Origin of the sequence: Klebsiella variicola, assembly GCF_000828055.2 — a bacterium.
Classification (GTDB): Bacteria; Pseudomonadota; Gammaproteobacteria; order Enterobacterales; family Enterobacteriaceae; genus Klebsiella; species Klebsiella variicola.
This window is the reverse complement of sequence record NZ_CP010523.2, coordinates 4,597,399-4,612,945: the sequence shown is the minus strand read 5'-3', so window position 1 is coordinate 4,612,945 and position 15,547 is coordinate 4,597,399. Positions and strand designations below refer to the sequence as shown.

The following is a 15,547-nucleotide window of genomic DNA, read 5'->3' as shown; positions in this document are numbered from 1 at the left end:
CCCGCTCCCGCACATTATTGGTGGCTTGCATGGTATATTAGCGTCAGTGCATTTATTCTTATATTATACGGGCAAAAATAATGAACCTAAAGCAACTTTATTATTTTAAACGTCTGTCTGAAACCGAACATTACACCGAAGCCGCCTCCAGTCTGTGCATCACCCAGCCCTCGCTAAGCCATGCGATATCGGAGCTGGAGAAGGAGTTAGGGGTCGCGCTGTTCGCCAGACAGGGACGGAACGTTAAAATTACGCAAAACGGCAAGCGTTTTTTGCCGTATGTCGAAGATGCGCTGGCCTCGCTGGAGAATGGCCGGATGACATTACAAAAAAATGGCGCCGAGAATAAAGAGAATATTCGCATCGCCTTTATTTACACGATGGGCGAATATGTTGTTCCGCAGTTAATTAATCAATATTCTCTTTCACCTGAATGTCACAACGTTACTTTTTCTTTTACTCAGGGGACATCGCTGACCCTATTGCAGGAGCTGAAAGCTGGCAAAGTCGATCTGGCGATTTGCTCTTATATTGCGGATGAGCCGGATATCGATTTTATTCCTGTTATTCAGCAGGAGCTGGTGGTGGTCACGGCGAAGGATCATCCGTTGGCCCGCCTGTATGAACATGAGGTCGATCTGGTAGAGACGATTCATTATCCCTATATCTATTTTTCAGAGAATAGCGGTTTACGTCCGTTTATCGATAATGTGTTTATGCAGCAAAAGCTGGTGCCGGAGATCGCCTGCTACGTGGATGAGGATACCGCGATGGCCGGGTTGGTCAGTATTGACTATGGGATCGCGATTATGCCGCGGATCTCCGCGCTCTCCTATTACAACGTTCACATCCTGAAGATTAAAAACACCATCCCCCCACGCTATATCTATCTGGCGACAATGAAAGATCGGTTACTTTCCCCGGCGCTACAGTCATTTAAAAATGTGGTTATCCACGACAGCCAGAATCTCTGTTAGCGGATGGCCCGGAGATCGCCTCCGGGCCATTCGGGCATCAGGAGAGAATATCCATCACTTCACGTAGTTTGGCGATGGCGATCTGTCCTGGCGCAGAAGCCTGTCCTACGGTACCGAAGGTCATCGCCGAGCCGAATAAGCGCCCGGTCACCCGGCTAACGCCACCGGATTTGCCCATCGACATGGTAATCAGCGGGCGAGTGGCATATTTTTCTTTCATGGTCAGCGTAGCGGCAAGCAAGGTCAGAACGTCCTGCGGCGACTGCGGCATCACCGCGATCTTCGGCAGGTCGGCGCCCAGATCCTGCATGCGGCGCAGGCGATAGATAATATCTTCCTGAGCGGGAGTCTTGTGGAAATCATGGTTACTCATGATCACCTTGACGCCCGCGGCATGCGCATCGTTAACCAGCGCGCGGATCTGCGCTTCATCATTGAATAGCTCGATATCGATAACATCAACCAGTCCGCTGCGCGCGGCTTCGCGATTGAGCGCGAAGTACGCTTCGTCGCTGATCTCGGTTTCGCCACCTTCTTTCTTGCTGCGGAAGGTGAACAGCAGCGGGAGCGCTTTCAGCGCGCCACGGATTTCCGCCAGCGCGGCCATCACCTGGGTCATGTCTCTGACCTGGGTAAAGTGGTCAACGCGCCATTCGATAATATCGGCGCCGGCATCGACCAGACCATGGGCGTTACCCAGTATCTCATCGAGGGTTTTGCCGATCAGCGGTACACAAATGAGGGTTTCCCCTTCCTGAAAGGTGATGTTCTTTACGGTTACTGCATTTGTCATGTAGGTATCCATTATTGTTCGCGTTGAACCTCAGGCGGTGACTGCGGTGCGGGACACTTTTTGCGCCGCCCGAGCCTGCAGTTGACGATAGCCGATGTACAGGGCGATCACAAAGCCGATCACGGCGATTGCAAAATCAAACCACATAATGCTGGCAATACTGATCTGCGAAAGCTTTGCGGTGATCAGGGGGATCGTGAAGCTGGCGATACTGCCGGCGGTGTAGAAGATCCCGGTTGCTTTGCCTTTTCCGTTCGGGAAACTCATTGCCATGATTGTTGCTCCCAACTGCAGTACCCCGCCGGCGGCGGCAAAGCCGATGATAAAGGCGAAGCCGGTGACCATCATCGGCGTCGGGAACAGGCACACCAGCAGCAGCGAAATCATCGACAGGCCAGTATAGATGATCATGGCGATGGCTGAGCTGAACACCTCTTTGACGAAGGCGGCGGTCACGAAGACGCAGACCAGCGAACCGACGGTATAGATGCTAAGCAGTTTAATCGCCGAGGCGTAGGGCAGGCCGACCACGAATTGACCGTACTGCGCCAGCCACTGGCTGACCAGATAGAAGGTTGCCATGCCAATGTAGCCGTACAGGGTGAAGATCACCATATCCAGCTTATTAGCCTGCGGCCGGGCAGTTGCTTCCGCCTGCGCCGTAGGGGCCTCCTCTTTTTTCGCCGACTGGCTATCCGGGAATGGCATTTTGAGCAGGTAGATGCCGCTCAGGACAAACAGTCCCGCCGCAATGACGAACGACCAGCCGAACCACAGATTCGCCCAGATCAGGAAGCTGATAATGAACGGCAGCAGGAACTGCCCGGCGGAAACGAAGGCTTTGATCAGCACGTTGGCCCGGCTGGCGGAGTGCGGGAAAGACTCCATTAGCGCCGGATAGGTTCCGGAGTCGAGGAAGCTATTCGCCAGGCCCGCCATAATGCCGAAGACGTAGGCCAGATAGATATTTTTAGTCAGCAGGATGCCGACGAAGAAGATCAGATAGCTGAGGATCCCCAGATAAATAAAAGGCTTACGGCCAAAGCGATCCGACAAAAAGCCGGTCACAATGGTCGCCAGCTTGCCGATACCTAACGAGGAGATAACGATGGATACGCCAGCAGCGTCTGTTCCCCACTGTTCCTGAAGATGGGCCATGTTGAGGGTGATTAAGAGCACCCCCATGCCGTGAATCAGGTAGTTGAGATACAGCCCTGCCGCAGTAGGGATGTATTTATTTTTCATCATTCGCCTCTTAGAACAGAATGCTCTTGATGTAATCAACCGGCATCTGTTTACCCGTCCAGATTTCGAACGCGCGCGCGCCTTGCCACAGCATCATCCCCAGACCGTTCAGGGTGCGGCAGCCTTTTTTCTCCGCCACTTCCAGCAGGTGGGTTTTACGTGGGTTGTAGACGACGTCAGAGACGATCAGATCCGGGCGCAGGAAGCTGTCGTTCGGCAGCAACATTTGGCCTTCGAACGGCTTCATGCCGACGCCGGTGGCATTGGTCAGGATCACGCTGCTGTCGATTTCGGCGCGCAGCTTGTCATGATCGTCGAGATCGAACAGATGGATCTCGCAGTTGGTGTTGTTGCGGATCTTAGCTACCGTTTCTTCGGCGTTGGCGAAGAATTTATCGCGGCGGTTAAAGATGGAGATCGCCTTCACGCCATCCAGAGCCGCCTGGACGCAGAGCGCGGTCGCCGCGCCGCCGGCGCCGAGGACGGTCATCTTCTTGCCGATGATATCGATACCCGCTTCGCTAAGGGCGCGCATATAGCCGGTGCCGTCGGTGATATGTCCGGTCAGTACGCCATCGTCGTTGACCACGGTGTTGACCGCCCCGACCAGCTGCGCCGCCGGCGACAGCTTATCGAGATACTGGCAAATTTCGGTTTTGTTCGGCATAGAGACATTAAAGCCGCGCAGCTTCATTGCCCGAAAGCCCTGCACAACGTCCTTCAGCTCCTGATTACCGACTTCAAAAGCCAGATAAACATAGTCCAGCCCGAGATGGGCGAAAGCCTCGTTATGCATGGTGGGTGACATGCTGTGGCGAATCGGGGTGGCGATCAGGCCAATCAGCTCAGTGTGTCCAGTAATACGTTCTGCCATGACAAAAATCCTCAATAAGTTAGAAAGGGAATTCGTTGTGCTTCGCGACTGCCCAGCGCACCCATGTCTTCCAGGGTATCCAGCACGTTGCGGCCTTCGCGGATGCCGTCGATAATGCGCCGCGCCATCAGGCTGTCGCCGATATTCATGATTTTGACGTTATTGGCATTGGCCCAGCGCTCGATCTCGTCGAGACCCGTCTGGTTGGCGCGCATCCCCAGGCAGACAAAGCCGTAGTCAAAGGGGATATCGAAGGTTTGCTGTGTATTTTTCACCCGGAAATGGTCGGCAGCGACTGCCATCAGTTGGGTATTCATGTGCTGTTCGACCTGGTGCTCGTCGAGCATGGTCAACATGGCATTTTTGGTAATGATGTCGAGGTCGCGACCGGCGGCGTCCTGCATTTCGATTAATACCGCCTGCGCGCCGCGCGCCGTAAAGTATTCGATAACGTCGAGGCCAACGGCGCCTGCGCCGACGACGGCGATACGTTTACCCTCGATATTGGTAAATTTCGCCAGGTTGTCGATCATGCCGGTAATGGAAAAGACTTTGCCGTCCGCGGTATCAATGTTTTCCCGCAAGCCCTCAATGGGCGGCAGCAGCGGCGTTGAGCCGGTGGCGTTGACAATCAGATGCGGATGCAGGGCGGAAACTGAGGCCACGTCGGCACGTTTGCCGACCTGCAGCATCAGGTTGTCCAGCGAGGCGATGCGATTTTTCATAAACTGCGGGAAATCGGCGATACGCTTTTTCTCCGGCAGACGGGAGATATCGCTGGCGAGGCCGCCGACGTGGTTTTTCGCCTCCAGCAGCCAGGTATGGCAACCGACTTCCGCCGCCGTGCAGGCGGCTTCCATCCCGGCGGTGCCAGCGCCGATGACCACCACGTTCGTTTCGCGACTGACGCGGCGCATTTTGTAGGCATCGCCGTGGATGATGTCCGGGTTAATCGAACAGCGCAGCGGGCGCGAGCGGGCGATACGATGGTCAGCGCAACCGATATTGCAGGAGATGCATTTGCGCATCAGGCGCTCTTTACCGCCTTGCACCTTCTGCACCCACTCCGGCTCGGCAATCAGGCCGCGGCCAATGGCAATAAGGTCGGCATCGCCGCTGGCGAGAATATCCTCGGCCACCTGTGGTGAGCGAATATTGCCGGCGATGACCGTGGGCTTATGGAATTTATCGCGCACCGCGCGGGAGAGGTAGCGCTTCCAGCCATCCTCCAGCGACATCTGGTCGATTTGCAGATTCAGGTTGTCATTCTGCGCCGCAGAGACGTTGATGATATCGACCTTATCCTGGCAGAGTTCAAGGATGCGCAGGGAATCTTCGAGGGTATTGCCCCCCTTGAGGAAGTCGTCGGCGCTGATGCGCAGGCTGACCGGAAAACGCGGCCCCACGCAGGCGCGCACTTTATCGATAATCAGACTTAATATCCGGGTGCGATTTTCGACGGTGCCGCCAAATTCATCGGTGCGTTTGTTAAATAACGGCGATAAAAACTGGCTAATTAAATAGGAATGACCGGCATGAATTTCGACGCTGTCAAAACCCGCACGACGAACGCGCTCCGCGGCATCACCAAACTTTTCAACGGCATGATAAATTTCCTCATGCGTCATTGGGCGTGGAATATTTCCGTGCTTTTTCGAGGGCGTCGTGGAGGAAGAGAGTGGCGTCTGACCGTCAAGGCGGTAGGCGTACGCCGAAGCGCCAGCATGATTTAACTGAATGGATACGCAGGCGCCATGTTTATGCAGGGTCTCGGTTAATTTAAACAGTCGCGGAATATATTGATCGTTATCGATGCGTAACTGCGTGGTGCCGTTGGAAGCAAAGGGAAAATCAATACAGATGTTTTCGATGGTGATAAGTCCGGTGCCGCCTTTGGCCCGCAGTTCATAGTATTCCAGCTGTTCCTGCGAGACCTCGCCGTTGAGCGTGGCCATATTGGTGCCCATAGGGGGCATGATAATGCGGTTTTTTAGCGTCATGCCGTTGATGGTCAACGGACTGAAAAGGTGCGGATAGTGGCTCATCTCTTCTCTCCACAGGAGGCCGGGAGGCCGATATGCGGGGGCCCGGGCGTGTCCTTAGTTAATATTTCTCTGTGGGCAACGATAGCGAGGGGAAAAATCGAAAAATAATGTTTTTTTTTGTTCTGAGCTATAGGGGTTCTCTATGAGATTAACGCTTCTTTCACATTCTTATATTTTTATATTAAACACTCGTGCCTTATTTTTACTTGCAGTGAAGGGATAATACATAAACAACGATGAGGAAGAGAAGGAAAGCGGAATGATTCTTCTTTATGGTGTGGGGCAGGGTGGGGGCAAGGCCTGACAATCAGCGAATCAATATTGTTTTTTGTGCGTGAGATCGCAATTTCCGCCGCGATAAAATTAAAAAGCCCGGTCAAATGACCGGGCCCGAAGGTTAATTCATAAACGCCGGCAGCTTGCGTTCATAGTCGGAAATCGCCTCTCCGTGCTGCAGCGTCAGGCCGATGCTATCCAGGCCGTTGAGCATACAGTGGCGGCGGAAGTCGTCGATCTTAAAGCTGTAGGTTTTATCCCCAGCTTTAACTACCTGAGCTTCCAGATCCACTTCAAACGTCATGCCCGGGTTGGCCTGCACCAGCTTGAACAGCTCATCGACCTGCTCGTCGCTCAGGGTCACCGGCAGCAGCTGGTTATTGAAGCTGTTGCCGTAAAAGATATCGGCAAAGCTTGGCGCAATCACGACCTTAAAGCCGTAATCGGTCAACGCCCACGGCGCGTGCTCGCGCGAGGAGCCGCAGCCGAAGTTTTCACGTGCCAGCAGGATTGACGCCCCTTTGTATTGCGGGAAATTCAGCACAAAATCCGGGTTCGGCTGCTGGCCTTTATCGTCGAGAAAGCGCCAGTCGTTAAACAGGTGGGCGCCGAAGCCGGTGCGAGTCACTTTCTGCAAAAACTGCTTGGGAATAATCGCGTCGGTATCGACGTTTGCAGCATCCAGCGGAACCACCAGGCCGGTATGTTGGGTAAATTTCTCTGCCATGATGGTCTCCTTACTTCAGATTACGGATATCGGCGAAATGACCGGTAACAGCTGCCGCTGCGGCCATTGCCGGGCTCACCAGGTGCGTGCGTCCGCCGCGGCCCTGACGGCCTTCAAAATTACGGTTGCTGGTGGAGGCACAGCGCTCGCCCGGATTCAGGCGGTCATTGTTCATTGCCAGACACATCGAGCAACCCGGTAAGCGCCACTCAAAGCCGGCTTCGATGAAGATCTTATCCAGGCCTTCCGCTTCCGCCTGCGCTTTCACCGGACCGGAACCCGGCACCACCAGCGCCTGGACACCCGGCGCCACTTTACGTCCTTTAGCGATTTCCGCCGCGGCGCGTAAATCTTCGATTCGCGAGTTGGTGCAGGAGCCGATAAACACTTTATCGATAGCCACATCCGTCAGCGGGATCCCGGATTTCAGGCCCATGTAGGCCAGCGCTTTTTCGGCGCTGGCGCGTTCCACTGGATCGCTGAATGACGCCGGATCGGGGATATTATCCGTCACTGAGATCACCTGGCCCGGGTTGGTGCCCCAGGTTACCTGCGGGGCAATCTCCGCCGCCTGCAGCGTCACCACGGTATCAAACGTCGCGCCATCGTCGGTTTTCAGGGTTTTCCAGTACGCGACGGCATCGTCAAAATCTTTGCCTTTCGGCGCATGCAGACGGCCGCGTACGTAATTGAAGGTGGTTTCGTCCGGCGCGACCAGGCCCGCTTTGGCGCCCATCTCGATCGCCATGTTGCACAGGGTCATACGCCCTTCCATGCTCAGATCGCGGATCGCTTCGCCGCAGAACTCAACCACATGGCCGGTGCCGCCGGCGCTACCGGTTTTACCAATGATGGCCAGCACGATATCTTTAGCGGTAATACCCGGCGCCGCTTTGCCTTGCACGTCGATTTTCATGGTCTTCGCGCGGCCCTGTTTCAGGGTCTGGGTCGCCAGCACATGCTCCACTTCGGAGGTGCCGATACCGAACGCCAGCGCCCCGAACGCGCCGTGGGTGGCGGTATGGGAGTCACCGCAAACAATGGTCATCCCCGGCAGGGTGACGCCCTGCTCCGGGCCCATGACGTGGACGATACCCTGGTATGGGTGATTTAAGTCATACAGCTCAACGCCAAACTCTTTACAGTTCTTAATCAGCTCCTGCATCTGGATACGGGCCATCTCGCCGGACGCGTTGATATCTTTGGTCTGCGTCGAGACGTTGTGATCCATGGTCGCGAAGGTTTTACCCGGCTGGCGCACCTGGCGGCCATGCGCGCGCAGGCCGTCAAACGCCTGCGGGGAGGTCACTTCGTGCACCAGATGGCGGTCGATGTACAGCAGCGGGGTTTCGTTCTGCGCCTCATACACTACGTGCGCATCAAATAATTTTTCGTATAACGTCTTCGCCATGATTACACCCCTTCTGCGACATAGCGGGCAATGATATCGCCCATTTCATCAGTACTGACCGCCGCCGTTCCGCGCGCCAGGTCGCCGGTACGAACCCCTTCCTCTAAAGCACGGTTGATGGCGCTTTCAATGGCGGTTGCCGCTTCGTCAGCGTCGAGGCTGTAGCGCAGCAGCAGGGCCAGAGAGAGGATCTGCGCGATCGGGTTAGCGATATTTTTGCCCGCGATGTCCGGCGCCGAGCCGCCCGCTGGTTCATACAGGCCAAAACCTTGCTCGTTGAGGCTGGCGGACGGCAACATGCCCATAGAGCCGGTGATCATCGCGCACTCGTCGGAGAGGATGTCGCCAAACAGGTTGGAGCACAGCAGCACGTCGAACTGGGACGGATCTTTAATCAGTTGCATGGTGGCGTTATCGATATACATATGCGCCAGCTCAACGTCCGGATACTCCTTGCCGAGCTCGGTGACGATTTCGCGCCACAGAATGGACGACTGCAGGACGTTGGCCTTATCGATGGAGGTCACTTTGTGACGACGCTTACGAGCGGATTCAAAAGCGATGCGCGCGATACGTTCGATTTCAAAGCGGTGATACACCTCGGTATCAAAGGCTTTCTCATGCTGACCGCTGCCTTCGCGGCCTTTTGGCTGGCCGAAGTAGATGCCGCCGGTCAGTTCGCGAACGCAGAGAATGTCGAAGCCGTTGGCAGCGATGTCGGCGCGCAGCGGGCAGAACTCCTCCAGCCCCTGGTACAGTTTGGCCGGACGCAGATTGCTGAACAGTTTGAAGTGCTTACGCAGCGGCAGCAGCGCACCGCGCTCTGGCTGCTCGGCGGGCGGCAGGTGTTCCCATTTCGGACCACCGACGGAGCCGAACAGGATCGCATCCGCCTGTTCGCATCCGGCGACGGTCGCCTGCGGCAGGGGAGTCCCCTGACGGTCAATAGCCGCCCCACCGACGTCATACTGGCTGGTGGTAATGTGCATGGCAAAACGTTGGCGCACGGCTTCCAGTACTTTCATCGCCTGGTTCATCACTTCCGGGCCAATGCCATCACCCGGCAAAACGGCAATATGGTAATTCTTCGACATTACACGGTTTCCTTATTGTTCTCTTTATTCTGAGCTTTGCGTTGCAATTCTTTTTCGACTTCGGCGGCGCGCCAGATGTTGTTCAGCACGTGAACCATGGCTTTTGCTGACGACTCAACGATATCTGTGGCCAGGCCAACCCCGTGGAAACGGCGGCCGTTGTAGTCAACGACGATATCCACCTGGCCCAGGGCGTCTTTGCCGTGGCCTTTCGCACTTAAGCCATACTTCACTAAATCAATGTTGTAGTTTGTCACGCGGTTAATAGCCTGGTAGATGGCGTCGACCGGACCGTTGCCATTAGCGGCTTCGGTTTTGATTTCATCCCCGCAGACCAGCTTGATTGAAGCGGTGGCGATATCGCTGGAGCCAGACTGGACGCTGAAGTAGTCCAGGCGGAAATGCTCCGGCTCTTCCTGCTGCTTGTTGATAAACGCCAGCGCTTCCAGATCGTAATCGAAGACCTGGCCTTTTTTGTCCGCCAGCTTCAGGAACGCGTCGTACAGATGATCCAGGTTGTAATCGCTCTCCTGGTAACCCATCTCTTCCATCCGGTGTTTCACCGCCGCGCGACCGGAGCGGGAAGTCAGGTTCAGCTGTACCTGGTTCAGGCCGATGGATTCCGGAGTCATGATTTCGTAGTTTTCGCGGTTCTTCAGTACGCCGTCCTGGTGGATGCCGGAGGAGTGGGCGAAGGCGCCGGTGCCGACGATGGCTTTGTTGGCCGGGATCGGCATATTGCAGATCTGGCTGACGGTCTGGCTGGTGCGCCAGATTTCATGATGATTAATGTTGGTGTGCACGTTCATGATGTCTTTGCGTACTTTGATCGCCATGATCACTTCTTCCAGCGCACAGTTGCCAGCGCGTTCGCCGATACCGTTCATCGCGCCTTCTACCTGGCGCGCACCGGCGTGGACCGCGGCGAGGGCGTTACCGACGGCGATGCCCAGGTCATCATGGGTGTGGACGGAAATAATCGCTTTGTCGATATTCGGCACGCGATCATACAGGCCGCTGATAATGTTGGCGTATTCGAACGGCATGGTGTAGCCGACGGTGTCCGGGATATTAATGGTGGTGGCGCCAGCGTTGATCGCCGCTTCCACGACGCGAGCCAGATCGGCAATCGGCGTGCGGCCGGCGTCTTCACAGGAGAATTCGACATCGTCAGTGTAGTTGCGCGCCCGCTTCACCATATAGATCGCGCGCTCAATCACTTCATCCAGCGTGCTGCGCAGTTTGGTGGCGATATGCATCGGCGAGGTTGCAATAAAGGTATGGATGCGGAAAGCTTCAGCCACCTTTAAGGATTCTGCTGCCACATCGATATCTTTCTCAACGCAGCGCGCCAGAGCGCAAACACGGCTGTTTTTGATGGTGCGTGCGATGCTTTGCACCGATTCAAAATCGCCCGGGGAAGAGACCGGGAAACCGACTTCCATTACGTCGACCCCCATACGCTCAAGGGCCAGAGCGATCTGCAGCTTCTCTTTGACACTCAGGCTTGCCTGTAACGCTTGTTCGCCATCACGTAAGGTCGTATCGAAAATAATGACTTGCTGGCTCATGGTTTGGATCCTTAGTCTGTGTCCTGGCGCCTTGTTGACGAGCATAAAAAAACCCGCGCCAAGGCGCGGGTTTTATAGTCTTGCTGGAAGATGACTTAACGCTGAACGTCGCCCAACAGCCTACCGCGCAAATGGCATGCGTTTAGTAGTAGTAGGCTGGTGATACGAGCGGTGCGAATCATTGCGTCAAACTCCAGATGAAATCGTTATGCTTTTAGAGTTACTGGATAGCCGTTTTAAAGTCAACCCCTGGCACGGAAAAAGCGTTATTGGCTCACGATGTGAATTAGCAAATTGTGCTGATGTAAGCCCCGTTTTGCCGAAGATCCTATTTTGGACAAAGGGAGGCACACCCTCATTTGTTTCATTTGAAAAAGTGCTTTGCATTCAACGCATCAGCCACGATGAACCGTGAACGAGGCGGCAAAAAAAGCTATCTGAATGAAAATATTATATTTATTTTCCTTATGAATGTATTTGCTCATTAGCGGATTATTTTTCAATGATAAGCAGTTGTTAATTTTATGAGGTTAAAAATAAAATACTTTATTATTGCTTAAGTTACAGTTAACTAGTGGTGTTGTTTTTATTTTTACGGATTATGGGTACACTCATCATCATTAAGTAACCGGTATGGTTTGAGCGGTTCATTTTCCTGGTAGTCCCGCTTTTTCACTGCCACTCATAGCCTTGATATATTCCTAAAAATCTCCTTTGCTATTTTGCAAATGTCATTTGCATGATAAATGATATTTTCGACGCTAATTATAGCGGTTTAGTAAAGGGAATTCATCGTGACGGCGGAATTAGATATGTTAATTGACACTCCAGAATATAAATCAGCCCCCGGACAGGAAGTCGTTAAACCTCAACTACGGATGGTTGATCTCAATCTGCTCACCGTTTTTGATGCGGTTATGCAAGAGCAGAATATCACCCGTGCCGCCCATACGCTCGGCATGTCTCAACCCGCGGTGAGTAACGCGGTTTCACGTCTGAAAGTGATGTTTAATGATGAGCTGTTTGTGCGCTATGGCCGCGGTATTCAGCCGACGGCGCGGGCCTATCAGCTTTTTGGTTCTGTGCGCCAGGCTCTGCAGCTGGTCCAAAACGAATTGCCGGGCTCCGGTTTTGAACCGCTAAGCAGTGAGCGCGTTTTCCATCTGTGCGTCTGCAGCCCGCTGGATAACATCCTGACGTCGGTTATTTTTAATAAAGTTGCGGAGATCGCACCCAATATTCATTTGGTCTTTAAATCCGCGCTGAATCAAAATACGGAACATCAGTTACGTTATCAGGAAACGGAATTTGTGATCGGTTATGAAGAGTTCCGTCGCCCTGAGTTTGCCTGCGTCCCGTTATTCAAAGACGAAATGGTTTTGGTGGCCAGTCGCAACCACCCCCGTATTTCCGGGCCGGTGATGGAGGCGGATATTTATCGTGAGGAGCATGCTACGGTGGCTCTCGATCGCTATGCCTCATTCAGTTTACCGTGGTATGACACGGCCGATAAACAGGCGCGTATCGCCTATCAGGGTAATGCGATGGTCAGCGTATTAAACGTGGTATCGCAAACTCAGATGGTGGCGATTGCCCCGCGCTGGCTGGCCAATGAGTTTGCCGATAAATTAGCCCTGCAAATATTACCTTTGCCGTTGAAGGTTAACAGCCGGACCTGCTATCTCTCGTGGCATGAAGCGGCTGGCCGCGATAAAGGCCATCAGTGGATGGAAGAGCTGCTGGTGGATATTTGCAAGCGCTGAGCCGATGGCAACGAGGATAAAAGGAGCTTCGGCTCCTTTTTTTATATGATGTAAATTCGATAATGCAGAATTTTGTTCTGTTTGACCTGTTCGAGGCATTCGTTGGGTTCGTGAAAAATGGATCAATTCCTGCTATCACGCCTTTTCTCCGAGTATTTACCATTCCCTTTTCTTATCTCTGAAGCAATCCACCATATTTTCACTTCTCCGCTTTCTTTTCTTCTTATTACGGGGATAACACATCCCCTGCGGCGAATTGCCTGCCTGCTGGCGAGCAGTTATGGTAGTGGCATGCAGTCCATTCACCTCAGTGCGGAGGGTCTCTCCTCCGCATCGTGCGAGCGCGCGGAAATTGAGTTCCGCTGTCGTAAAACAATAAGCCTGGAGGCAAACCATGGAGATGTTGTCAGGAGCCGAGATGGTCGTCCAATCGCTTGTCGATCAGGGCGTCAAGCAAGTATTCGGCTATCCCGGAGGCGCAGTCCTCGATATCTATGATGCGTTACATACCCTTGGCGGTATCGATCATGTGCTGGTTCGCCACGAGCAGGCGGCAGTGCATATGGCGGATGGCCTGGCGCGGGCGACCGGCGAGGTTGGCGTCGTGCTGGTCACCTCTGGACCAGGGGCGACGAACGCCATCACCGGCATCGCGACGGCCTATATGGATTCCATTCCGCTGGTGATCCTCTCCGGGCAGGTGGCGACATCGCTGATCGGCTACGATGCCTTCCAGGAGTGCGACATGGTGGGGATTTCCCGTCCGGTGGTGAAGCACAGTTTCCTGGTGAAGCAGACCGAAGATATTCCCGGTGTCCTGAAGAAAGCTTTCTGGCTGGCGGCCAGCGGTCGCCCCGGACCGGTGGTGGTCGATCTACCAAAAGATATTCTCAATCCGGCGAAAAAGCTGCCGTACGCCTGGCCGGAGGCGGTGAGTATGCGTTCGTATAACCCGACCACCAGCGGTCATAAGGGACAGATTAAACGCGCCCTGCAGACCCTGGTGGCGGCGAGTAAGCCGGTCGTTTACGTCGGCGGCGGGGCGATCAATGCGCATTGCGAACCCCAGCTGCGTGAACTGGTGGAAAAGCTGAAGCTGCCGGTTGCTTCCTCCCTGATGGGGCTTGGCGCTTTCCCGGCGACGCACCCGCAGGCGCTGGGGATGCTGGGTATGCACGGCACCTATGAAGCCAACATGACCATGCACCATTCGGACGTCATTTTCGCCGTCGGCGTCCGCTTTGACGATCGGACCACCAACAATCTGGCCAAGTACTGTCCGAACGCGACGGTGCTGCATATTGATATCGATCCGACCTCGATCTCGAAAACCGTGCCGGCAGATGTGCCGATCGTCGGCGATGCCCGGCTGGTACTGGAGCAGATGCTGGAGCTACTGGACCAGGAAGAGACGCAGCAGCCGCTGGACGACATTCGCGACTGGTGGCAACAGATCGAGCAGTGGCGTGCCCGCCATTGTCTGCGCTACGACGACCAGAGCGATAAAATCAAACCGCAGGCGGTGATTGAAACTATCTGGCGGTTGACCCAGGGCGATGCCTACGTCACTTCCGATGTGGGCCAGCACCAGATGTTCGCCGCCCTGTATTACCCCTTCGACAAACCACGGCGCTGGATTAACTCCGGTGGTCTCGGCACCATGGGCTTTGGCCTACCGGCTGCGCTGGGGGTCAAAATGGCTCTGCCGGACGAAATGGTGGTCTGCGTGACCGGTGACGGCAGTATCCAGATGAACATTCAGGAACTCTCTACTGCGCTGCAGTATGAGTTACCGGTCCTGGTGCTTAACCTCAACAACCGCTATCTCGGGATGGTGAAGCAGTGGCAGGATATGCTCTATTCCGGGCGCCACTCCCAGTCCTATATGGAATCGCTGCCGGACTTTGTGCGTCTGGCGGAAGCCTATGGTCACGTCGGGATCCGCATCAGCGAGCCGCAGGAGCTGGAGTCAAAGCTTGCTGAAGCGCTGGAGCAGGTGCGTCAGCGCCGGCTGGTGTTTGTCGATGTCACCGTCGACGGCAGTGAGCATGTGTACCCCATGCAGATCCGCGGCGGCGGCATGGATGAGATGTGGTTGAGCAAAACGGAGAGGACCTGATTATGCGCCGGATATTATCGGTATTACTGGAAAACGAATCGGGCGCATTGTCCCGCGTTATCGGCCTCTTTTCCCAGCGCGGCTATAATATAGAAAGCCTGACTGTGGCGCCGACGGACGACCCTACGCTCTCCAGAATGACCATCCAGACCGTGGGCGATGAAAAAGCGATCGAGCAGATTGAAAAGCAGCTGCACAAGCTGGTGGATGTGCTGCGGGTCAGCGAATTGGGGCAGGGGGCCCATGTCGAACGCGAAATCATGCTGGTGAAGGTTCAGGCCAGCGGCTATGGCCGTGAAGAAGTGAAACGCAACACCGAAATCTTTCGCGGACAGATTATCGATGTGACGCCTTCTATCTATACCGTTCAGCTCGCCGGAACCAGTGATAAGCTTGATGCTTTCCTGGCTTCGCTGCGCGATGTCGCTCGGATCGTAGAAGTGGCTCGCTCCGGTGTGGTCGGCCTGTCTCGCGGTGATAAAATCATGCGCTGAGGATCGGGAACTGATGCAAAAATAGCCCGGCAGCGACTGTCGGGCTTTTTTTTTGCGAAATCAGTAGGAACTGTAAGCGAAAGCGGTTGCTGCGCTAACTATTCTGCGCTTAGATGTTATAAAAAGGGTTCCATACCTGAATAATGGTTATGTTTGGC

The 15,547-nt window shown here is 54.6% G+C and carries 13 protein-coding genes; 4 read left to right on the top strand and 9 right to left on the bottom strand.

What is annotated here, in order from left to right; genetic code table 11:
• The first annotated feature begins 80 nt into the window (after window positions 1–80).
• Complete coding sequence (locus SP68_RS21600) at window positions 81–977, top strand: LysR family transcriptional regulator (protein ID WP_012542863.1); 897 nt, start codon at window positions 81–83, stop codon at window positions 975–977.
• 37 nt (window positions 978–1,014) lie between these two features.
• Here SP68_RS21600 and aroD read toward each other — a convergent pair whose 3' ends face one another.
• The 9 genes from aroD to leuL form a co-directional block, all read right to left on the bottom strand.
• The gene (aroD, locus tag SP68_RS21595; RefSeq protein ID WP_038422108.1) at window positions 1,015–1,770 is read right to left on the bottom strand and encodes a type I 3-dehydroquinate dehydratase; all 756 of its coding nucleotides are present in this window, start codon (window positions 1,768–1,770) and stop codon (window positions 1,015–1,017) included.
• Window positions 1,771–1,800: 30 nt separating this feature from the next.
• On the bottom strand, window positions 1,801–3,015 hold the full coding sequence (locus SP68_RS21590) for an MFS transporter (RefSeq protein WP_012542861.1): 1,215 nt from the start codon (window positions 3,013–3,015) through the stop codon (window positions 1,801–1,803).
• Between the two features lie 10 nt (window positions 3,016–3,025).
• Window positions 3,026–3,889 carry a shikimate dehydrogenase gene (locus SP68_RS21585; RefSeq protein ID WP_008807448.1) on the bottom strand — a complete coding sequence of 288 codons (864 nt, stop codon included), beginning with the start codon at window positions 3,887–3,889 and terminating at the stop codon, window positions 3,026–3,028.
• 11 nt (window positions 3,890–3,900) lie between these two features.
• Window positions 3,901–5,934 carry an oxidoreductase gene (locus tag SP68_RS21580; RefSeq protein WP_040972924.1) on the bottom strand — a complete coding sequence of 678 codons (2,034 nt, stop codon included), beginning with the start codon at window positions 5,932–5,934 and terminating at the stop codon, window positions 3,901–3,903.
• A gap of 397 nt (window positions 5,935–6,331) precedes the next feature.
• Window positions 6,332–6,937 (bottom strand): 3-isopropylmalate dehydratase small subunit, encoded by a 606-nt coding sequence (gene leuD, locus SP68_RS21575; protein ID WP_008807446.1) that lies wholly within the window; start codon window positions 6,935–6,937, stop codon window positions 6,332–6,334.
• 10 nt (window positions 6,938–6,947) lie between these two features.
• Window positions 6,948–8,348: a 3-isopropylmalate dehydratase large subunit gene (leuC, locus tag SP68_RS21570; RefSeq protein WP_008807445.1), complete on the bottom strand. Its 1,401-nt coding sequence runs from the start codon at window positions 8,346–8,348 to the stop codon at window positions 6,948–6,950.
• Window positions 8,349–8,350: 2 nt separating this feature from the next.
• Window positions 8,351–9,442, bottom strand: a complete 1,092-nt coding sequence (gene leuB, locus SP68_RS21565; protein ID WP_040972925.1) for a 3-isopropylmalate dehydrogenase — start codon at window positions 9,440–9,442, stop codon at window positions 8,351–8,353.
• Window positions 9,442–11,013: a 2-isopropylmalate synthase gene (gene leuA / locus SP68_RS21560; protein WP_008807443.1), complete on the bottom strand. Its 1,572-nt coding sequence runs from the start codon at window positions 11,011–11,013 to the stop codon at window positions 9,442–9,444. The genes leuB and leuA overlap by 1 nt, the downstream gene beginning before the upstream one ends.
• A 95-nt stretch (window positions 11,014–11,108) precedes the next feature.
• Window positions 11,109–11,195 carry a leu operon leader peptide gene (gene leuL, locus SP68_RS26945; protein WP_004222662.1) on the bottom strand — a complete coding sequence of 29 codons (87 nt, stop codon included), beginning with the start codon at window positions 11,193–11,195 and terminating at the stop codon, window positions 11,109–11,111.
• A 612-nt stretch (window positions 11,196–11,807) separates the two neighbouring features.
• Between leuL and leuO the strand changes: the two genes are divergently transcribed.
• The 3 genes from leuO (at window position 11,808) to ilvN (ending at window position 15,389) form a co-directional block, all read left to right on the top strand.
• A complete protein-coding gene (leuO, locus tag SP68_RS21555) occupies window positions 11,808–12,776 on the top strand; it encodes a transcriptional regulator LeuO (RefSeq protein ID WP_072121929.1) in 969 nt (322 codons plus the stop codon).
• Between the two features lie 394 nt (window positions 12,777–13,170).
• Window positions 13,171–14,895, top strand: coding sequence for an acetolactate synthase 3 large subunit (gene ilvI / locus SP68_RS21550; RefSeq protein ID WP_008807441.1), 1,725 nt, complete (start codon window positions 13,171–13,173; stop codon window positions 14,893–14,895).
• Window positions 14,896–14,897: 2 nt separating this feature from the next.
• Window positions 14,898–15,389: an acetolactate synthase small subunit gene (ilvN, locus tag SP68_RS21545; protein ID WP_002888536.1), complete on the top strand. Its 492-nt coding sequence runs from the start codon at window positions 14,898–14,900 to the stop codon at window positions 15,387–15,389.
• Window positions 15,390–15,547: the final 158 nt, after the last annotated feature.